The following is a 20,597-nucleotide window of genomic DNA, read 5'->3' as shown; positions in this document are numbered from 1 at the left end:
TGAGAGGTCAACGACCGTTATAATCTTCCATAGCACGGTAAACTACCGACTGTATTTTTGTACGCACACCTTCCGTAAGAAGTTTTGTATTACGGGCACTTGGGTGTATACGATTGGAAAGGAATATATAAACCAGGTCATATTTTGGATCAACCCATACTGCAGTTCCCGTAAAGCCCAGGTGGCCAAAGGAAGAATAGGATGCTTCAGGCGCAGTAGGTCCTCCATCCCTGATATATTCTGGCTTATCCCAGCCCAAACCTCTCCGGCTATCATTATACTGCCTTATGCTGAACCTCCCCACTGTACCTGCCTGAAAATAGCGGTCTCCTCCGTAGATACCGTCCTGCAGGTTCATCTGCATGAGTACCGCCAGGTCATGCGCATTACTGAACAAGCCAGCATGTCCGGCTACTCCCCCATAAAGTGCTGCTCCTTCATCATGTACAGTGCCTCTTATCAAAGCATCTCTGAAATGAGTATCTTTCTCGGTTGGAGCTATTCTTTCGGTAGGAAATTCTTTTAGCGGGCGGTAGGTCAGCGTGCGCAAGCCTAAGGGATCATAAAAGTTTTGATATAAGAACTCATCCATAGGCTGGTTAGTCATACGCTCTACCAAACGGTGTAGCATATAAAAACTCAAATCACTGTAGCGGTAATTATATTCAGGTTTCCAGGCAGGATTACGTCTGCCCCGTTTTCTTAATAATTTAGAGTCAATCGTCCACTGCCACACAGAATCTCTGAGACTGCTTACAGCATACAACCCACTGGCTACTTGCATATTATACCCTTCTTCTGGAGAAAAACGATACAGGTCGGGGTTCAGTCCTTTGCGGTCTTTAGTCATTGACCAGAAGGGGATAAAAGAACGTAGGCCAGCCCTATGCAACAATACTTCTCTTACCGTAATATTTTCTTTGTCAGTACCTTTGAGCTCAGGCAAGTACACCGAAATTTTTTCGTCCAGGTCAATCGTCCCTCTCTCCTGCAAGAACATGATCGCCTGCATGGTACCCGCAACCTTACTTACCGAGGCGATATCATAAATAGTCTCGGGGGTAATAGGCTCCTTTTTATCATAGGTTTGGTAACCATAGCCTTTTTCCCATATTATTTTACCTCTTCTGGCGATAAGTACCTGACAACCGGGCGTTGCCTCTTCATCAATCGCCCACTGCGCCAGGGAATCTATCAGATGCAAAGTATCTGCATTTAAGCCTACCGCCTCCGGCTGTGCATATCCCAACCGGGCCAGCCCACGTGTACTGACGCCTATACCCGCGCTCAATGTTTTAGAAGCATTGACCGGCAAACGTCCTTTAGCTCCAATGGCTCCGAACAAAATTTGGGGCACTACTTCCTGTGCCACCGGATCCTCTTCATAGGCACATACCAGGCTCGGAAAATCTTCAAGGTCCGTCAGATAGTGAGGCTGGGTGAATGCCACCACCGTAACATTGGTTTTTTTTCGTAAAAATTTAAGAAAGGTGAGCAACTCGCGATCAATCTGAGGCCCTTTGCGTGAAGAGTGGTCATAGAGCGCTACGATCACATGCCCAAACTGGTTTATCTCTTTATAGAGACTATTGTAATTAATATTCTTTTTATTGTTCTCTATATAGTAGTGGGTAAAGGTCGCATAATTGTCCAGCATTTTCTGAAAGGGGCTACTGCCTTCCTGATCGAGATTCACTGAAAGGGATGCAAAAGAGGTGGTATCCAGCACCCGTACCGGTATCAGCGATTCCTTATTGTGAATTACTGTAATAGCTTCCTCATAAAGGTACTGCTTGAGCATATATGCATCAGCCTTCCAGAGCGACTCCTTTTTCTTGGCAGACTGAGTTAATGTGCCAGCCAACTGCCCATCTAACCCCACCAGATATTTGGCGTTGAGTATTTTATGAACTCTGCGGTCAATATCCTCTTCCTCCAGTTGCCCTTTAGCCAGTGCAGCTATTATTCCATTGATGGCCTGTTCAATTTCTGCTCCTGCCAGGAGCATATCATTGCCATCCTGTAGTGTTTTCACAGCCAATTTACCAATATCCCCCTGCATACTGCCCAGGGGTTTGGAGATGACCAGGCCCTCTAACTTCAGATATTTTTCATAGAGATAGCTTTCGGGAACAGCATTACGAAGTAAAAATGACTTGTCAGAGATTTCTTCACCTTTCTCCGTAAAGTTGAGCTGAGCTACCAGCTTCCCTTCCTGTACGCCGGCAGAAGCTGCTCTGCCTCCCATCCCGGCCATTGCCAAGGGAGAGGCCAGGGGATACTGCTTATAGCAGGGAATAAGCCCATAGTCCTGCATTCCCTGCATATAACTCAAGCTTTTGGCAAAGGTCTGCCCAAAATCATCGCTCATTACATCACCTGCTTCTTCTGATACTACCTTACCATCCTTTACATCCAATATGGGAGCCATGTTAATGTGGACTCCCAATTGACGACACTGCCTTGCTATCTCCGCACCAAGATCGTAGAGATACGCATCATTTTGTATGGCTCCGAGGGCCATAAAAGAAGGATACCTGATAGCGCTGTCCAGACTCGTACCTGCACCCAGACGAGCATTCATCCCTATGAGTAAAGGGAAGGCTGCTGACTGCTGCAACTGACGTGTCATCGCCAGATGTGCAGACACCTCCTGAGCGTGCATATAAACGCCGCCAATATTGTGGCTACTGATTAAAGTCAGAAGGTCTTGTATATCTTCTTTATCACGATTTTCGTATAGAGAAAATACGAAGAGTTGCTCTATCTTTTGTTCTAAGCTAAGGGTATCAAAAACACGGGCTATCCACTGCTCTTTTGGTGCTCTACTACCAGGAGTTCCCGCCATAAGCAACTGTGTTGCCAGAAGCAGGACAGTTCCTGTGAGGGTCATGTGAAAAAGCAAGTGCTGAAAAACTTTTTTCAACATAAGGGCGTTCTTCATTTGCGATTTTAACAAATATTTGGCCTATTTAGTGCTGCATATCAAAAGAATACAGAGATGAAATTCCCTACACTCACCCGTCTGCCTAACAATAGACGATTTAATATTGAACCACGCTATTACGATCCCATTAAAGAAGATATAGAGGAACGTACCAGCAGAATTAAGCAAGAAATAAGCCAACTCCGTGAAGGAGGAAGCTCTGATTATGCCTCTGGCATTTCCGGCTCATTTTCTAAAAGAGCTAACTATACTAAGAATGCCAATATTTTACAAATGATCATACTTATTTCCTTGATCGTATTCATTGGGGGCTACTTATTATATGGTAATGATATTTTTTACATATTTGTGCTTATCGTTCCAATCTATTTCTATATCAGAATAAGAAAATACTCGAAACGGAGGTAGCTTACATGTCAGATGTCATTCAGCTTCTGCCTGATGCCATTGCTAACCAGATTGCAGCAGGTGAGGTAGTGCAGAGGCCGGCTTCAGTAGTCAAGGAGTTATTAGAAAACGCAATAGACGCGGCCAGTGATCATATTTGTGTGATTGTCAAAGATGGGGGAAAGACGCTTATCCAGGTAAAGGATAATGGTACGGGTATGAGTGAAACGGATGCCCGCATGAGCTTTGAACGGCATGCCACCTCCAAAATCAGGCGTGCTGAGGATATTTATGCCATTCATACTTTGGGCTTCAGGGGTGAAGCGCTAGCTTCTATAGCGGCTGTGGCCCAGGTAGAAATGATCACCCGTACGCGTGAGCACGAATTTGGCACCTGCCTAAGTGTAGAGGGTTCTCTATTCAAGAACAGCGAACCGATGGCTACCGATGCCGGTACTTCTATCAGCGTTAAGAATCTTTTTTACAATGTACCTGCCCGACGTACTTTTTTAAAGTCAAATGCTGTAGAAATGCGCCATATTATGGATGAATTTTTCCGTGTGGCGCTGGCCCGACCAGACATTTCTTTTGAGTTTTACCACAACGACACCCTTAGCTATGACCTTGGCAAGGGAAAACTCAGTCGCCGCATTGCCGAACTACTGGGAGATAGCTATCGTAAGCAGATTCTGAGCTGCCAGGAAGAAACGCCTTCGCTCAAAATATATGGCTACATCGGTATGCCGGAGTATGCCAAGCGGACCCGGGGAGAGCAGTTTTTCTTCATCAACCGTAGGTTTATCAAAAACAGCTACCTCAACCATGCGGTAATGAGCGCTTATGAGGCTATGCTGCCCGAAGATTCTTTTCCTTTTTATGCGCTTTTTATTGAAATAGACCCGGCAGAAATTGATGTCAATGTTCACCCTACCAAGACAGAAATTAAGCTGGCTGATGAACGTACAGTCTATGCTATTATCCGAGCGGCAGTAAAGAGAGCGCTGGGCACTAACCTTGTCACTCCCTCACTAAACGAACAGGAAAGAGAAGAAAACCATTTTAGTGTGCTCAGCCGTATGTCTGGAAGAGGGAGAAATGCTCCTACGGATACAAGTTCACAAAGTAGCCCACAGAGGGATTTTAAGCAACATTCTGCCCTGAAACGCGCTGATACTTCTCAATGGGAAAGCTTATACAATCAGCCTCAAAACCCTTCTTATTTTAACTTTGATGAGAATGCAGAAGAGAAAGAGGAGGAAGAAAATTCTCTGACTTTCCAAAGTGCTGCCAACCGTATGCCCAGCGGAGCGTCTTTGTTTCATGACAGTATGCATGGTACCAGTGAGCAACCTTTTCAGATTCACCAATGCTATATCATGATTCAGGTCAAATCCGGTATGATGATCATTGACCAGCAGGCTGCACATGAGCGCATTTTATATGAACATTATTCGCTGGCGTTGGAGCGGCGTTCGGGTGTATCACAGCAGTCACTTTTTCCTCAAACCCTGGTACTTAACCCAGCCGATATGGCTTTGGTAGAGGAACTTAAAGATGAAATAAATGCCTTAGGGTTTGATTTTACTATCTTCGGACAAAACACCATCGTCATAAATGGCGTACCTACTGATATAAAAGGCGGAAACGAAAAAGAAATATTTGAAGGGCTTATAGAACAATATAAGTCGTACCAGTCCGACCTTGCCAGTAACAAACGAGAAAGTGTAGCACGCTCTATAGCCCGGCGTATGTCGGTCAAAAGAGGACAAAAGCTTAATCCGGCAGAGATGAGCACCCTCATTGACCGCCTGTTTGGCTGCCTGCACACCGACTATGCTCCAGATGGCCATAAGACATATTACATCCTGGAGCTAGACCAGATTTCAGACTTTTTTAAATAATACACATGTTTGGAAGACTTACTCCTATTGTCAAAAACCTGTTGATCATCAACATCGGGATTTATATTGCCCAAGCTCTTCTCTCTATTAACTTCGTTGAGTTTGGGGGTCTTCGTTATATTTTTTCTGACAGTTTTCGTCCCTATCAGTTTTTTACCCACCTCTTTATTCATGGAGGCCTGGGACACCTTTTCGGTAATATGTTTGCCCTCTTCATCTTCGGGCCTCTACTGGAGCGCTTCTGGGGCAGCCAACGTTTTCTGGTGTTTTATCTGGTTACTGGTCTGGGCGCTGCACTATTATATTCAGGGATTAATTTTTATGAGGTCAACCAGCTACAAAATGCGGTAGAAACTTATATCAATGAACCTACTCCTGAGCGCTTCGATACTTTTGTGAGAGACAATGCAGAGTTTGCCTGGCAAAATCCTGACGTACAAAATTTTATTGGTGAATATTATGATAATCCCAATAATGCCAGCTATATCAGTCAGGGCAAACAATGGGCTAATCAGATTTTGACAAGCAAGGCAAATATTCCGATGGTGGGTGCCTCTGGGGCTATTTTTGGCATACTTATGGCGTTCGGGTTACTTTTTCCTAACACTGAATTATTTCTGTTATTTTTTCCTTTTCCTATTAAAGCAAAATATTTTGTATTATTCTACGGACTATACGAGCTTTGGGCAGGATTTGAACGCGTACCCGGAGACAATGTAGCGCACTTTGCTCACCTTGGCGGGATGTTATTTGCTTTCATACTCATCAAAGTATGGCAAGGAAAACGTAATACTTTCTATTAGCAAAGGTTGTCATGAACAGTATATTAGACGAATTTAAAAATGCCTTCAATAGGCCTAACAACGGCCTGATGAAGATTTTGGTAATAAATTTAGTAGTATTTGTAGCCCTGATCTTTTTCAGGGTTATTTTGGCTTTCTCCGGGGCTGGAGATATATATGAACTTATACTCCGCCAACTGATGCTGCCTGCTGCACTGGACAATTTTATTGTCAAGCCCTGGACACTGATTACTTACTTTTTCACCCACGAAGGTTTTTTTCATATTCTTTTCAACCTGCTTTTCCTTTACTGGTTTGGTAGTCTGATTATGGAGTTTTTAGGCAGCCAGAAGTTTGTTAATTTATATGTATTGGGAGGGCTTGCCGGAGGAATCTTTTATATTCTTATTTATAATACGCTTCCGTACTTTGCCGGACAAGTAGAAACCTCTCGTATGCTAGGTGCTTCCGCAGGAGTATATGCAGTGGTGGTGGGGGCAGCTACCTTTATGCCTAATTATACCATTTCGCTTATTTTGCTGGGGCCAGTCAGAATCAAATACATCGCTATTTTTTATGTTATTCTTTCGTTTGCTCAGTCTGCCGGGCCCAATGCCGGTGGAGAACTGGCCCACCTAGCAGGTGCAGCGCTTGGCTTTATCTACATTAAGCAGCTTCAGAGTGGAAACGATTTGGGTAAACCTCTCACTTCCTTCTTTTCTTTTGTCAAAAGTTTTTTTGTAAGGCAGCCCAAGGTCAAAGTCTCTTATCGTAATGCGCAGAAGAAGAGGAGCAATGGCCGCCCGACCGCAGATACCCAGAGTAAGCAGGAAGAAATTGATGCCATTCTAGACAAGATTTCTGAGAGCGGTTATGACAGCCTTACCAAAGAAGAAAAGCAAAAACTCTTTGACGCCAGTAAGAATTGAAAATCACAATATAAAAAAGTTGCAGATTTCAAATTGAACCGGTGCAATGATAAGTTGAACCGGTTTTTTTATTGGCCGTAGGCTGTCAATACCAGCCGACGATTACCACCCCGGTTGCGATGTTCGCAAAGATAAATCCCCTGCCAGGTTCCCAGGTTGAGCCTTCCTCCAGAAATGGGAATAGTAACACTGCTTCCCATGAGTGAGCCTTTGATATGCGCTGGCATATCATCAGGACCTTCTAATGTGTGCTCATAGTAGGGAGCGTTTTCAGGCACCATCTTATTCATATGGCTCTCAAAATCTTCTCTTACCGTAGGGTCAGCATTTTCGTTGATGGTGAGGCTGGCCGAGGTATGCTGGATAAACACATGGAGCAACCCCTGCTGGATTTTTTTGATCTCCTCAAATTCCTTTTCTACCTGATGCGTAATAATATGAAAACCTCTAGGGTAGGAGGGTAGTCTTATTTCCTTCTGAAAGATTTGCATGATATCAGTAGTAATTTATGGTTAAAAAATCTATTCAATCTGCTTCACATATTCATATGCGCCTAAATCAGGCTTTTCATCTCTTTCTTTTGACTCAATGTCTTCTTTTACAAAAGTGATTTCACCCTGATCTATGGCCGCAGATGTTGAGTCTAATGCATATTGATATATTGCCGGATCTGTAAACTGGGGGTCTTCGTTAAGGATATTGGCCTCTGAAAAAGGGAAATCCGCTCCCGCTGCTTTGATGAGATTGGAAGTTATTGCGAGCGCAGAGCTTTCTTCAGCAAGGATAAAGCTCAATTCATTCTCCATATTTCCCCAGATGATGTTATTCCGAAGCTCCAGATGAAAAGCCTGGCTAAGGGACGGATCAGCCTGTAGCGTATCTATAAAAAAAGCGGTGCTCCCTTCGCGGGCAAAGTTTACCGCATCATTGGCAAAAGTGCAGTGAATATATCTGTAATAACCTTTACCAAAATTACCCACAGCGTTAACGATGCAATGATTAACTACCAGGTTGTAGGCATCAATATCCGAGTTAATGGCTAATATTCCATTGACAGACATGTTTTCAATAATTGTATTACTGATACTCAGGTCGGGTATGGTATCTTCATCCGGTTTGGAGATATACAAACCCACTTCAGCATTGCGGATGATTGCATGGTCTATGCTGTGCTGTTGGCTTTTTTCACTCATCAGTATACCCTGCCATTGCCCCGGGCCATTGGCATAAGGGCCGTCCTGACGAACATAGGTAAACCTGACTGGATTCTCTGCACTGCCTGTTACTTCCAGGCTACCATCTACCCATAAGCTTCCTCCTCTTTCAAAAAATATACTTGCTCCTTCGGGAATTTGCAGCTTTGCATTTTCTTTCACCCAGATAGAATCTTTGATCACATAAGGTCGCTCACCGCTCAACACTAAATCTTTATCAATCTGCCAGCTCTCCATGAAATATGCATCCTGCCCCCAACTTAGTAGTTTCACTCTTTGCTGATTACCATTGGTGAGAAAAAGAAGGGAATCTTCAACAATGAAAGGAGCGTCTTCATCTCTGGATGCAATGTTGACCTCTACGAGCACCAGTAGGCTATCACCTCCACGGAGAAGTACATTTTCAAAATGTACTCCTTCTGCACCATTTAAAAAAATACTGTAGGCCGAGTTACTTCCCCCTGCCAGCTGTATAGTAGTTTGCACAGCTTTTTCCTCAGTATTGTAAACTTGCAGAGCATGGGTGATACTTTTCTGCGTACTAAAAAGTGTATCAAAACGCACTGTATCCTGGCTGAAGTTTAGCCTTATACCTTCCTCAGTAGAGATAATTTCCTCTTCAGGCGTACATGATAGTGCTATGCCTAGCAGCAACAAAACTGCCAGCTTACAAAGATCAACTATGAACCTCATGCTAAGCTTCTTCCGACTTATGGCTTTCCTTCTTCCATTTTTTCAGTATTATCGGCGATTCTCAGTTTCTCAACAAAATCATCCAGGTCACCATCTACTACTGAGGGTAAATTATATACAGTATGATTGATTCTATGGTCTGTCACACGGCTCTGAGGATAATTATAGGTTCTGATCTTATCGGAGCGGTCACCACTTTTCACCATAGAACGGCGCTGAGCGCCTATTTCCGCATTATGCTTTTCCAGTTCTATCTCGTATAAGCGGGAGCGAAGTACTTTTAGCGCTTTTTCCAGGTTTTTGATCTGTGACTTCTGATCCTGACAGGTGACCACCAGTCCGGTAGGCTCATGAGTAAGGCGCACCGCAGAATAAGTGGTGTTAACCGACTGACCACCCGGCCCTGAAGAACAGAAGGTATCTTTACGAACATCATTCATATCAATCTCTACCTCCACATCTTCCATCTCAGGTAATACGGCCACGCTGGCTGCTGAAGTATGCACCCGTCCCTGAGTTTCGGTAGCAGGTACTCTCTGTACACGATGTACACCAGATTCAAATTTGAGCTGGGCATATACATCTTCGCCTGATACTGTACTGATAATTTCTTTATACCCTCCCGAAGAACCTTCGGTCAAATCCAGCACTGTCAGGTTCCAGCCTTTTTTCTCTGCATAGCGCTGATACATACGGAAGAGATCTCCTGCAAAAATAGCAGCTTCATCTCCACCGGTTCCTGCCCTTATCTCCAGAATTACATCTTTGCTATCATTAGGATCTTTGGGAATCAGCATTTGCTTGAGCTCTTCTTCCAAAGTCTCCTTCTCTTCTTCCTTAACCTCAATTTCTTCCTTGGCCATTTGCCTGAACTCCGGATCTTTCTCAGTAGAAAGTAACTCTTTGGCACTCTTCAGGTCAGAAAGCACGTCCTGGTAAGCCTTATATTTTCTCACTACCTTCTCAAGGTCTTTGTATTCTTTACTTAGCTTGGAGTATTTTTTCATGTCAGCCATGGCGTCAGGCTGCACTATCAACTGCCCTACTTCTTCAAAACGGTCTTTTATGGCTTCTAATTTATCTATCATTACATTTTGGGTTTGAATACAAAGTTAATAAACAGCACGGATTGTAGAAGTACTAGTTTTAGCATTACGATGTATAACCTGAAAAAATTACTTCACGATAAGTTACAATATTGGACGGTGGCAGGTCAAAAAGCTTAAAGAAATTACCCTGTAATATTTCATCTTCAGATAAGTTTTATATCCGCCAATAAAGATGAAAACTTGTACTCTACTAATATACCTTTTTCTAATCACATAGTTTTGATCCGTTTATCCGAAAAATCGGGCCATTAGCATAGAATACATCTGTAATCATTATGAAGAAACCTAAGTTCACAATTGGGAGTAAAATTTTTGGCGGTTTTATTTCACTGATTGTCATTTTCGCCATCAATGCGGCTGTTAGTATTATCACAATTAGTAACAGTAATACCCTGATCAATGAAAACACAGAGGTCATTGATCCTTCAGTAAAAGCGATTGATGAATTTATCCTTTTGGTAACTGAATCCAAAATGCTGGTCACCAACTGGGTTTATTTACAGAATAACCAGGAAGACAAGGATGCGCTTAAAGACCTGCATAGTTTCCGCTATCCAGAGCTTAAAGATAAGCTGAGTACTCTTCTTCCTAACTGGCAGGATTCCATCCAGCGTCAAACTGTAGATTCAGCATTTATCGGCTTTGAAGAGCTGATAGATATTGAGAAAGATATTATGTCGCAGTTGGTTTCTTTTGAAGATTACGAGGATGCTATGGTAAAGTGGCAGGCCACTGAAGCTGTAGAGAGTGAGGTACTACCCAGAACCAATAAGCTTAAAGACCAACTGTACAAAATCAGTGCGCTAAAGCGTGAAGAAGCGGATCAGGCTCAGGCCAGTATCATTGCTTCTTCTGATAAGCTTAGTAACATAATCTTAATTCTGTGTACTATTACCATCGTTATTGGCCTTCTTGGAGCATTTTGGCTCACCCGTAATATTACCAAACCCATTAACTATTTGAAGGGCTTGATCCAAAGACTCGGTAGAGGCGAACTTCCCCAGGAAGAAGAGGGTACAGAGAGCAATAGCCAAAAGTTCAATCATGATGAAGTAGGGGATATGGCTAAAGCAGTAGATGTACTGGTCAACGGCCTACGCGATACCTCCGAGTTTGCAGAACAAATCGGAGAAGGAAATTATCAGGCATCTTTCAGCCCGCTTAGTGAACATGATGTACTGGGTAACTCATTGATCAATATGCGTAATAACCTGCAAAAGGTAGCCGAAGATGATAAGAAAAGAAACTGGGCTACTGAAGGTTCTGCTAAATTTGGTGAAATACTCCGTCAAAATAACCATAGCGTAGAAGAGCTGAGTAATACTATCCTATCTGATCTTATCAAATACCTGAATGCCAACCAGGGAGGCATGTTTATAGTACAGGATACCGAAAGTGACGAAGCTTATATGAAGCTGGAGGCATGTTATGCCTGGGACCGACAGAAGTATGTTGAGCAAAAAGTCTATAAAGGTGAAGGCTTAGTAGGACAATCATGGCAGGAAAAAGACACTATTTTTCTCACTGATGTACCGGAAAATTATATAGCAATTACTTCCGGCTTGGGAGACAGCAATCCCACTAGTATTCTGATTGTTCCGCTTTTGGTTAATGAGGAAGTATACGGAGCTATTGAAATTGCTTCCTTCCAGGTATTTAAAGACTATGAAATAGAGTTTTTACAAAAGATTGCCGAAAGCATTGCTTCTACTATCTCTTCTGCTAAGGTGAACTCTCGTACCCAGCAGCTTCTTGAAGAATCTACACAGATGACTGAGCAGATGCGTGCTCAGGAAGAGGAGATGCGCCAGAATATGGAAGAGCTTCAGGCTACCCAGGAAGAGATGAACCGTAAGCAAAGAAGCATGACAGAACGGGAGTCTCGCATCAAAGCTGTACTGGACACTGCGGCAGCTTCCTTCATAAGCATCAATGCCAATGGTGAATTAGACTTCTTTAATAAAAATACGCAGAAGATGTTTGGGTATACCGAAGAACAGCTAAGTGGGATCAATGTAAGTGCTTTCTTCAAGAATGTAAGCGAAGGTGAGATGATAAGCTATCTGAAAGAACATCTTCATACCGAATCACAACATACTCTGGTAAATAAAGCCGGACTTGAATTTGAGGCTGAAATTAAGTTTGACGATTTCAACCTGAATGGTCAGACTTATTTTATCGCCAGAATTGTGGATGCAAAAGCGTACGCTAATAAAGAGGCGGCTGAAGCATAATAGGCAAGTTTTATAATCCAAAAATATTGAAAGGGACCGGATAGCAGTATTATCCGGTCCCTTTTTTTATCTCAGCTTATCAAAATTATTAATAGCCGAGCAGTTTCATCATTGCTTCGCTATCCTGCTCCCGGGCGAATAGCTGATAGTCTAATGTGCCATCACTTTTTTTATTAATCACTACATGTTTAGGTGCCGGAATCAGACAATGCTGTATACCGCCATAGCCCCCTATTGCCTCCTGATAAGCGCCAGTATGAAAAAACCCAATGTACTGCTGATCGCCATTTTTGATCTTTGGCAAAAAAACCTCATTGGTATGTGCTTCAGAATTGTAGTAATCCATGCTGTCGCAGGTAAGCCCTCCCAGGTTTACTTTCTGATATTCGCTCTCCCAGTTGTTTACTGCCAGCATAATGTACTTTCTATTCAAACCCCAGATATCAGGCAGTTGGGTAATGAAAGAACCGTCTATCATATACCATAGCTCTTTATCATTTTGCAGCTTCTGATCCAGAATGGAATAAATCGCTGCCCCGCTCTCTCCTACGGTATAAATACCAAACTCTGTATAAATATTGGGCACTGGCACATCGTTCTCGTCACATATCTCTTTGATGTTGGCAACGATCTGCTCCGCCATATATGCATAGTCATAAGTAAACCAGAGGGAGTTTTTGATTGGAAAGCCGCCACCAATATCAATAGAATCCAGTTCGGGACATACTTTTTTTAGTTCGCAGTATTTGTACACAAAGCGGCTGAGTTCGCTCCAGTAGTAGGCTGAATCGCTGATCCCCTGATTCACAAAAATGTGAAGCATCTTAAGCTTAGCCCTGCTATTTTTGAGTCTCTCGTGATAAAAATCTACAATATCGCTATAGCGTACTCCCAAGCGTGAGGTGTATAGTTCGAAACGGGGTTCCTCATCCGAAGCTACCCGGATGCCTACTTCGTATTCCCCTTTGACATGCTCTTCGTAATAATTTATTTCCCCAAGGTTGTCCAGTACAGGGATACAATTTCTGAAGCCATCATTCAGAATTTCGCTGATGTACTGCTTGTATAAATCCCGCTTGAATCCGTTGCACACAATGCGAATGTCTTTATCAATCTTTCCCTGCTGATGCAGTTTCCTGATAATTTCAATGTCGTAGGTGGAAGAAGTTTCCAGGTGAATATCGTTTTTCAGAGCCTCACGCAACACAAATTCAAAGTGAGAAGACTTTGTACAGTAACAGTACTGATAGTTTCCCGGATAATTATGTTTATCAATGGCAGCATTAAACATCTGTTTGGCCCGCTGTATGTTCTCACTGATCTTTGGCAGATAAGTAAGTTTAAGCGGTGTACCAAATTCTTTGATGACATCCATCAAAGGAACATCATGAAAATAAAGTCCCTGCTGATCTACCTTAAAATCTTCGGTGGGCAGATCAAAAGTTTGTTCTATCAGATCAATATATCTTCTCATCAGAAGGCTTTAAATTTTTGTGTGAACTAAGAGGCATGCAATATTGATATATATTTGACATCTTTGCAAAACTTAAAACTGCGCTGCAAAAATCGCAAACGAATTGTCAATATCAGGCCGATGGATATAGAAAAGTTAATTGTTAAAGATATTATAGATGCGTTTCAGAGTCTTTATGGGCATGCACTGAATGCGGACGAAATTAAGCTGCAACCTACACGCAAGGAGTTTGCTGGTTCTCATACTTTTGTCGTTTTTCCTTATGCTCGTTTTTCTAAAAAAAATCCTCAGGCTACTGCCGAGGAGATCGGACAATACCTGAAGGAACAGAGTTCTGTTGTTAAAGCCTTTAATGTAGTAAAAGGTTTTCTGAATCTGGAAATTGAAGAGCAAATCTGGCTTTCATTACTGGAAGAGATCGCCAGATCAGGACTGCAGGAAGGGAAAAAATATGGATTCAGAGAGGTGCAGGAGCGTAAAGTAGTAGTAGAATTTTCTTCTCCCAATACCAATAAACCTCTCCACCTGGGGCACCTGCGTAATAATTTTCTGGGCGATAGTGTATCCCGCATTTTGGCAGCCAATGGGTATCAGGTGAGGCGGGTAAATCTCGTCAACGACCGGGGTATACATATTTGCAAATCCATGCTGGCTTATCAACGCTTTGGTAATGGCGAAACGCCAGCATCTTCCGGTATCAAAGGAGATCATCTGGTAGGGAAATATTATGTGGAATTTGATAAGGCTTATAAGGCAGAAATTGAGCAGCTAAAGTCAGAGGGCATGCCTGAGGAGCAAGCCAAGAAAGAAGCTCCTCTTATCAAAGCTGCGCAGGATATGCTGCAAAAGTGGGAGCAGGGCGATGCTGAAGTAACTGCTCTCTGGGAAAAAATGAATGGCTGGGTATACGAAGGTTTTGATGCTACCTATCAATCCATCGGTGTGCACTTTGACCAGATTTACCATGAGTCTCAAACCTATCTGCTTGGAAAAAATATTGTAGAAGAAGGGTTGGAAAAAGGTGTCTTTTACAGAAAAGATGATGGCTCAGTATGGATTGACCTTAGTGAAGATGGCCTGGACGAGAAGCTGGTACTAAGAGCCGATGGCACTTCAGTGTACATGACGCAAGACTTAGGCACCGCGGACCTGCGCTATAAAGATTACCCCTTTGATAATCTGGTATATGTGGTGGGCAATGAGCAGGACTATCACTTTAAGGTACTTTTTTTGATCCTGAAAAAGCTGGGAAGGAGCTATGCAGAGGGCCTTTACCACCTTTCTTACGGCATGGTAGATCTGCCTTCGGGCAAAATGAAATCCCGTGAAGGTACGGTGGTAGATGCTGATGACCTAGTGGCGGAAATGATAGACACTGCCAAAAATCATACAGAAGAACTAGGTAAAATAGAAGGTTTTACTGATGAACAGGCGGAAGCGCTGTACAAAATACTCGGCATAGGTGCGCTTAAATACTTCTTGCTCAAAGTAGACCCTAAAAAACGTATGCTGTTCAATCCGGAGGAATCTGTACAGTTTCAGGGTAACACCGCACCTTTCATCCAATATACTCATGCGCGTATCTCGGCCATCATAAGAAAAGCCAAAGAGATGCAATTAGACCTGGAGCATACCGATGTGCTTAAGGCCAATAAAATTCCTCATCCGGCAGAGTTAGAGGTGATTCGTATCCTCACAGATTTTCCCCAAAAGATTTCGCTGGCCGCTGATGATTATGCTCCTTCTGTCATTGCTCAGTATGTTTATGATCTGGCCAAAGAGTACAACCGTTTTTATACCGAAGTTTCTATCTTTGGTGAGGAAAATCCAGACCTCCTGCTCGCCAGGGTGATTTTCTCTAAGGCAGTGGCAGAAACAATCAAAAACGCCATGAGTTTATTGGGTATTCAGGTCCCTGAAAGAATGTAAACCTATGAAAAAGCTATTATTCTTCGTTTCATGTTTTTTATTGCTAGCCTTCGCTAATCCTATGAGTCAAATTAATGATGCCCCTGCTTCTTTCTATGATTTTAGCATGAACAGCATTGAAGGTAAAGCTATCAACTTCTCTCAGTTCAAAGGAAAAAAAGTGCTGCTGGTCAATGTAGCCTCTAAATGTGGATACACCCCACAGTATGAAGGTCTTCAGGAACTGAACGAAAAGTACGGTGATAAAGTAGTTGTCTTGGGCTTTCCCGCCAATAATTTTGGAGGACAGGAGCCCGGCAGCAATGAAGAGATCGCTACTTTTTGTGAAGCAAGTTACGGAGTGACTTTCCCGATGTTTGAGAAAATATCGGTCAAAGGTTTAGACAAACATCCCCTTTACCGCTGGCTGAGTGATAGCAGCCAGAACGGATGGAACGATCAGGAGCCCAGCTGGAACTTCTGCAAGTATCTGGTAGATGAAGAGGGCAAGCTGGTGAAGTTTTTTCCATCTTCAGTAAAGCCTCTTTCAGATGAATTAATCAAGGCGATTGAGTCTTAACATAGCATGAGTAAACTTCAGGCCTGGATACTGGCAGCACGCCCTCGTACCTTACCTCTGGCACTGGCCAGCATAGGGATGGGAGCTTTTCTGGCAGCCTATGCAGATCATTTCAACTGGCAGATATTTGCCCTTAGCGTGCTTACCACCATATTCCTGCAAATTCTCTCTAATTTTGCCAATGATTATGGCGACTCCATTCATGGTGCCGATAGTATTGAGCGTGAGGGACCTTCTCGTGCCGTGCAGGCCGGGCATATCAGTCCGCAGGCCATGAAAAAAGCAATTATCCTATTTGGAGTGCTTTCTTTTGTCAGTGGAGTGTTACTTTTGCTTACCGCGTTGCCCGGCAATCAATTGTTATTGCTATTTTTCCTCCTACTGGGCGTAGCAGCTATTTTCGCGGCCATTACTTATACCTCGGGTAGCAAACCTTATGGCTATGCCGGCCTGGGGGATATTTCTGTCCTGATCTTTTTTGGACTGGTAGGGGTGTTGGGTTCTTATTATTTATATGCCCAACAGCATCCATGGGATTATCTGCTACCCGCCCTGAGTTGTGGCCTCTTTTCTACTGCGGTACTCAATGTGAACAATATTCGGGATATACGGACCGATGAGCTGGCCGGAAAACGTTCTATTCCGGTGCGTCTGGGCCGTGGCCGTGCAGTCATTTATCATTGGATACTATTACTGTCAGGTATGCTTTGCTCTATCTGGTACATACTGCTCAACTTTGAGTCCTGGTGGCAATTACTTTTTTTGATTACAGTACCGCTACTCATCAAAAATGGCTTGGCTGTACAGCATAAAAAAACTTCGGTTGAACTAGACCCTTATCTTAAACAAATGGCTCTTACTACACTTATTTATGTACTCAGCTTTGGAATCGGCCATTTACTTATCTGAATTTTTCTGAAAAAGGCCTATTAATTTTTCTATATTATTACAAGCGGCTCGACTAATCCGATAAATCTTATAATTTACTGCTGCATTAGCCAATCAACGTAAAATTATTTTTAGTTATGAAAAGTATTCTTGTTCCTACTGATTTTTCTCAACAAGCGCAATATGCACTGGATCTTGCCCATGGTATAGCCAAAAAAACCTCTGCAACTGTAAAGCTACTCAACGTTGTTGAGGCTCCTCATGGCACTTCTTTCAACGCTATGGGGGAGGTAACTGCTCCCGACGGTATGGACTCCATGTTCTTTGCCCAATTGCTCAAGCGAATGAAAGAGCAACTCACTGAACTGGTAAAAAATCCTAAATACGCAGATATCCAATTAGATGGTGAGGTAGAGATCGGAAATCCTTACGAAAGTATTGCCCGAACCATTTCAGACCAGGAAGTTGACTTAGTGGTAATGGGTACTCAGGGCAGTAGCGGTATAGAAGAGGTATTGATAGGCTCCAACACAGAAAAAGTAGTACGCCGTGCCCATTGCCCGGTACTCACTGTCAAGGGAGCCGTTGAGCCTGATTCTATCAAAAACATTGTGTTTGCTACCAATCTGAGAGACGATGACGATAAGCTCGTGCCTGAGCTTGCTAAATTACAGGAACTATTTGATGCCACTCTCCACATTATATGTGTCAATACACCCAGCTCATTTGAGAGCGATCGTTACTACAAAAAGGAGATGAAAGCTTTTGTAGAAAAGCATAAATTGAAAAATTACACTTTGAATGTATATAACGATGATGTAGAAGAGGATGGCATAGTCTTCTTCGCTGAAGATATCAATGCAGACATGATTGCTCTGGCCACTCATGGTCGCAGAGGCATCAGTCATCTGCTGAGTGGAAGTATCGCTGAAGATGTGGTAAACCATGCCAAACGTCCGGTGTGGACGTTTAGCCTGGCAAAAAAATAATACACTAAAAGAGCTTAGGCATCTTGTTTCCAAAGATGAGGTGCCTTTCTCCACTCTTGCAGTGAAGAAAGATCGGTAGCTGAGATCAGGTCCTGCTCTACCGCTTCTTTGATTAATACATCATAATTACTCAACGAGATAAAGGGAATACCTGCATTGGCGAAGTGTTCTCGTGCAGTATCAAAACCATAGGTAAAGACTGAGATAAGCCCTAATACTTCCAGCCCTGATAAATCTAAGGCTGCGGTTGCTTTCAGCGAACTACTCCCGGTGGACACCAGGTCTTCTATTACCACTACCTTTTGGCCTTTAACCACTTCTCCTTCTACAATGTTTGTCATACCGTGTCCCTTAGGTTTGGTGCGTACATACAAGAAAGGCAATTCCAATAAATCTGCAAGTAACACTCCCTGAGGTATCCCTGCAGTAGCCACTCCTGCAATAGCTTCAGCATCCGGAAAACGTTTGCGAACAAGCTCTGCCAATTCCTCCTTGATGTAACTTCTTACCTGAGGGTAAGAGAGGGAAATACGCCCATCACAATATATTGGAGATTTCCAGCCCGAACTCCATTGAAAAGGTTCCTCGGTATTTAACTTTACTACTCCTATGTCAAGAAACATTCTTGCGATCACTTCTGCTACTGATGCATCTCTTCCGTCTGATATATGATTCATGCTTTTGTTTTTAAAAAGTAAAAAAATATGCTTTTATCCCACTTACCTGGCTTTAACTACTTTATCCTTCAGTATGTTGAGGTGCAAATTTATGCACATTACAAACATTTCCCTTATCCTTCCCAGAAAAGAGTCTCTAAAAATGAAATGAGTCATTGGTTTTGATAAATTGCAATAAGATAGTTGGCACATTAAATCTGCTTTTCTCGCATTCTCATAGGAAGGTTTAATCCATGAATCAAGAAAAACTTTATCATCTTTTTGAAAAATCTTCAGATGCTATCGTCATTTTTGATACTTCATATGGCATACAGTATGCTAATCCTTCTGCGCTGCATTTACTATCCTACGAAAACAAGCAACTAAGTTATCAGCCATTTTCCGGGCTGTTTTCGTCAGCATTTCAAGCCGAACTTGATATGTTTATAAGCTCTACACAAAAGAGTATCCATATATCTCAAAAACAGGTGCGGGGCCACCAGCAAGACTCGTTTACCGCAGATATAGGCATACAACGAATTTCTCGCCTGCACAAAATACCTGCGGTGTATCTTGCTACACTTTACCCTAAAAACAAAAAGATCAAGGCTGAAAGAGAGGAAACTCAACAACATATCCAGGCCGAAACCCGTCAGTTGCTCAACTTACTAAAGGATGAGACTGATATGCCCCTCAATACGCTTTCTACGCTGGTAGACCGTCTGTTGAATATGCACCCTCGTACTGACCAATTACCTCTCCTGCACAATATGCAGCATTCAGGTCAGCGGTTACAAAAAGCAATTGAGCACATACTACTTTATGATGACCTTATTCATGAACGAATGTCTCCAGATCCTCAACCTTTTAGCGTCCTCGAGGTGGTAGAAGCGATAGAAAAGGCTTTTAATACTTATCCGCAAACTCAGAGATTAAAGCTGAAATATGAGGCAGATACAGTACTTCCGCTCTTTTTGATGGGCGATATGCAGCTTATCTGCAAAGCGCTGATAATTATACTGGAAGCGCTTATAGAAGCCGCCACAGAAAAAAACAATGGTATCAAACTTCAGATTACCTATAACAAATCAGATGAGGATGCTGAAAAATTCAACTTCGTATTTAATGCGGAACTTGATAAAAATATATTTGACAAAGCAGCATTGGGGATTGGCGTTGTAAATCATATTGCTTCCCTTATCGGAGCAAATTGGTATGTTAATACCCACTCAGCTCGGCAAAAAGAACTATGCTTTACTGTTCCTCTTACTATTATAGGAAATGCTCAGGCTAACAATCAAAAGCAAGGTGAGGTATTCTCCTTTGATCAACCTCAGGACCAATCTGTGCTCCATGGTCTAAGGCTTTTGTATGTGGAGGATATTATTGCAAATCATTTCCTGATGGAAGGCTTATGTTCTATCTGGCAGGTACATCTAGATACTGCTCTCAATGGACGCGAAGCCCTGGACAGACTTCATCATCATCATTATGATATTGTACTGATGGACTTAAAGATGCCAGTGATGGATGGATACATGACTACACAGATTATCCGTCAGGCAGGATCATTATTCAATGCTTCAGTACCCATTATCGCATTATCTGGTTCATTTTCTGATGAGACCATCGAGCAAATTAAGCAGTACGGAATGAACGACTATATTCTCAAACCTATTAAGCCTGATGAGCTTTATCAGAAACTCCTTAGCTTTGTTTCAACGTAAATTTTCACTTTTCAAATCCTTGATTAATTTCTTAACTTACACGTTAATTTTGTATTTAATTGAGCAATTTATCTATAAAATGTTCTTTTTCAGGCTCAATTAAAGCTTATAAAGACTTAGTAAAGACATCTAGAAAAGATTATTTGTCATTTTTTAATAAAAAATATTATAATTTTTAT

The 20,597-nt window shown here is 42.5% G+C and carries 16 protein-coding genes; 10 read left to right on the top strand and 6 right to left on the bottom strand.

Annotated features, from left to right (window positions below; translation table 11 throughout):
- Positions 1–7: 7 nt before the first annotated feature.
- Entirely contained in the window at positions 8–2,944 is a 2,937-nt protein-coding gene (locus tag WJR50_RS25425; protein WP_341296118.1) for a serine hydrolase, read from the bottom strand.
- A 57-nt stretch (positions 2,945–3,001) separates the two neighbouring features.
- On the opposite strand from WJR50_RS25425, the gene WJR50_RS25420 reads away from it, so the two are divergent.
- From WJR50_RS25420 to WJR50_RS25405, 4 genes are read left to right on the top strand one after another with little or no spacing between them, the layout of a single operon-like run.
- Entirely contained in the window at positions 3,002–3,355 is a 354-nt protein-coding gene (locus WJR50_RS25420; RefSeq protein WP_341296117.1) for a hypothetical protein, read from the top strand.
- 5 nt (positions 3,356–3,360) lie between these two features.
- The gene (gene mutL / locus WJR50_RS25415) at positions 3,361–5,235 is read left to right on the top strand and encodes a DNA mismatch repair endonuclease MutL (RefSeq protein ID WP_341296116.1); all 1,875 of its coding nucleotides are present in this window, start codon (positions 3,361–3,363) and stop codon (positions 5,233–5,235) included.
- Between the two features lie 5 nt (positions 5,236–5,240).
- Positions 5,241–6,038: a rhomboid family intramembrane serine protease gene (locus WJR50_RS25410; protein ID WP_341296115.1), complete on the top strand. Its 798-nt coding sequence runs from the start codon at positions 5,241–5,243 to the stop codon at positions 6,036–6,038.
- Between the two features lie 11 nt (positions 6,039–6,049).
- A complete protein-coding gene (locus tag WJR50_RS25405) occupies positions 6,050–6,946 on the top strand; it encodes a rhomboid family intramembrane serine protease (protein ID WP_341296114.1) in 897 nt (298 codons plus the stop codon).
- Between the two features lie 68 nt (positions 6,947–7,014).
- Here the strand turns inward: WJR50_RS25405 and WJR50_RS25400 are convergent, their stop codons facing one another.
- Genes WJR50_RS25400 through prfA form a run of 3 tightly spaced genes read right to left on the bottom strand, consistent with a single transcriptional unit; the run spans position 7,015 to position 9,941 of the window.
- A complete protein-coding gene (locus tag WJR50_RS25400; RefSeq protein WP_341296113.1) occupies positions 7,015–7,437 on the bottom strand; it encodes a secondary thiamine-phosphate synthase enzyme YjbQ in 423 nt (140 codons plus the stop codon).
- A gap of 30 nt (positions 7,438–7,467) precedes the next feature.
- The gene (locus WJR50_RS25395) at positions 7,468–8,853 is read right to left on the bottom strand and encodes a hypothetical protein (RefSeq protein WP_341296112.1); all 1,386 of its coding nucleotides are present in this window, start codon (positions 8,851–8,853) and stop codon (positions 7,468–7,470) included.
- Between the two features lie 17 nt (positions 8,854–8,870).
- Positions 8,871–9,941 (bottom strand): peptide chain release factor 1, encoded by a 1,071-nt coding sequence (gene prfA, locus WJR50_RS25390; protein WP_341296111.1) that lies wholly within the window; start codon positions 9,939–9,941, stop codon positions 8,871–8,873.
- A 296-nt stretch (positions 9,942–10,237) separates the two neighbouring features.
- On the opposite strand from prfA, the gene WJR50_RS25385 reads away from it, so the two are divergent.
- Entirely contained in the window at positions 10,238–12,196 is a 1,959-nt protein-coding gene (locus WJR50_RS25385) for a GAF domain-containing protein (RefSeq protein WP_341296110.1), read from the top strand.
- Positions 12,197–12,284: 88 nt separating this feature from the next.
- On the opposite strand, the gene WJR50_RS25380 is transcribed toward WJR50_RS25385, so the two are convergent.
- Positions 12,285–13,670, bottom strand: coding sequence for a type III PLP-dependent enzyme domain-containing protein (locus WJR50_RS25380; RefSeq protein ID WP_341296109.1), 1,386 nt, complete (start codon positions 13,668–13,670; stop codon positions 12,285–12,287).
- A gap of 120 nt (positions 13,671–13,790) precedes the next feature.
- Between WJR50_RS25380 and argS the strand changes: the two genes are divergently transcribed.
- The 4 genes from argS (at position 13,791) to WJR50_RS25360 (ending at position 18,035) form a co-directional block, all read left to right on the top strand.
- Positions 13,791–15,599 (top strand): arginine--tRNA ligase, encoded by a 1,809-nt coding sequence (gene argS, locus WJR50_RS25375; protein ID WP_341296125.1) that lies wholly within the window; start codon positions 13,791–13,793, stop codon positions 15,597–15,599.
- Between the two features lie 61 nt (positions 15,600–15,660).
- Complete coding sequence (locus WJR50_RS25370) at positions 15,661–16,158, top strand: glutathione peroxidase (RefSeq protein ID WP_445223487.1); 498 nt, start codon at positions 15,661–15,663, stop codon at positions 16,156–16,158.
- A gap of 6 nt (positions 16,159–16,164) precedes the next feature.
- The gene (locus WJR50_RS25365) at positions 16,165–17,067 is read left to right on the top strand and encodes a 1,4-dihydroxy-2-naphthoate polyprenyltransferase (RefSeq protein WP_341296107.1); all 903 of its coding nucleotides are present in this window, start codon (positions 16,165–16,167) and stop codon (positions 17,065–17,067) included.
- A 116-nt stretch (positions 17,068–17,183) separates the two neighbouring features.
- A complete protein-coding gene (locus tag WJR50_RS25360; protein WP_341296106.1) occupies positions 17,184–18,035 on the top strand; it encodes a universal stress protein in 852 nt (283 codons plus the stop codon).
- Between the two features lie 14 nt (positions 18,036–18,049).
- Here WJR50_RS25360 and pyrE read toward each other — a convergent pair whose 3' ends face one another.
- Positions 18,050–18,712: an orotate phosphoribosyltransferase gene (pyrE, locus tag WJR50_RS25355; protein ID WP_341296105.1), complete on the bottom strand. Its 663-nt coding sequence runs from the start codon at positions 18,710–18,712 to the stop codon at positions 18,050–18,052.
- Positions 18,713–18,945: 233 nt separating this feature from the next.
- Between pyrE and WJR50_RS25350 the strand changes: the two genes are divergently transcribed.
- The gene (locus WJR50_RS25350; RefSeq protein ID WP_341296104.1) at positions 18,946–20,418 is read left to right on the top strand and encodes an ATP-binding response regulator; all 1,473 of its coding nucleotides are present in this window, start codon (positions 18,946–18,948) and stop codon (positions 20,416–20,418) included.
- Positions 20,419–20,597 lie beyond the last annotated feature (179 nt).

The organism is Catalinimonas locisalis (genome assembly GCF_038039535.1).
In the GTDB taxonomy this organism is placed as follows: Bacteria; Bacteroidota; Bacteroidia; order Cytophagales; family Cyclobacteriaceae; genus Catalinimonas.
The sequence above is the reverse complement of the archived record's forward strand: the minus strand, read 5'-3'. Positions and strand labels throughout refer to the sequence as shown.

Excerpts from the sequence above, each read along its gene's own strand:
- WJR50_RS25425 (WP_341296118.1), bottom strand. The coding sequence starts at position 2,944 with ATGAAGAACGCCCTTATGTTGAAAAAAGTTTTTCAGCACTTGCTTTTT.
- WJR50_RS25420 (WP_341296117.1), top strand. The coding sequence starts at position 3,002 with ATGAAATTCCCTACACTCACCCGTCTGCCTAACAATAGACGATTTAAT.
- mutL (WP_341296116.1), top strand. The coding sequence starts at position 3,361 with ATGTCAGATGTCATTCAGCTTCTGCCTGATGCCATTGCTAACCAGATT.
- WJR50_RS25410 (WP_341296115.1), top strand. The coding sequence starts at position 5,241 with ATGTTTGGAAGACTTACTCCTATTGTCAAAAACCTGTTGATCATCAAC.
- WJR50_RS25405 (WP_341296114.1), top strand. The coding sequence starts at position 6,050 with ATGAACAGTATATTAGACGAATTTAAAAATGCCTTCAATAGGCCTAAC.
- WJR50_RS25400 (WP_341296113.1), bottom strand. The coding sequence starts at position 7,437 with ATGCAAATCTTTCAGAAGGAAATAAGACTACCCTCCTACCCTAGAGGT.
- WJR50_RS25395 (WP_341296112.1), bottom strand. The coding sequence starts at position 8,853 with ATGAGGTTCATAGTTGATCTTTGTAAGCTGGCAGTTTTGTTGCTGCTA.
- prfA (WP_341296111.1), bottom strand. The coding sequence starts at position 9,941 with ATGATAGATAAATTAGAAGCCATAAAAGACCGTTTTGAAGAAGTAGGG.
- WJR50_RS25385 (WP_341296110.1), top strand. The coding sequence starts at position 10,238 with ATGAAGAAACCTAAGTTCACAATTGGGAGTAAAATTTTTGGCGGTTTT.
- WJR50_RS25380 (WP_341296109.1), bottom strand. The coding sequence starts at position 13,670 with ATGAGAAGATATATTGATCTGATAGAACAAACTTTTGATCTGCCCACC.
- argS (WP_341296125.1), top strand. The coding sequence starts at position 13,791 with ATGGATATAGAAAAGTTAATTGTTAAAGATATTATAGATGCGTTTCAG.
- WJR50_RS25370 (WP_445223487.1), top strand. The coding sequence starts at position 15,661 with ATGAGTCAAATTAATGATGCCCCTGCTTCTTTCTATGATTTTAGCATG.
- WJR50_RS25365 (WP_341296107.1), top strand. The coding sequence starts at position 16,165 with ATGAGTAAACTTCAGGCCTGGATACTGGCAGCACGCCCTCGTACCTTA.
- WJR50_RS25360 (WP_341296106.1), top strand. The coding sequence starts at position 17,184 with ATGAAAAGTATTCTTGTTCCTACTGATTTTTCTCAACAAGCGCAATAT.
- pyrE (WP_341296105.1), bottom strand. The coding sequence starts at position 18,712 with ATGAATCATATATCAGACGGAAGAGATGCATCAGTAGCAGAAGTGATC.
- WJR50_RS25350 (WP_341296104.1), top strand. The coding sequence starts at position 18,946 with ATGAATCAAGAAAAACTTTATCATCTTTTTGAAAAATCTTCAGATGCT.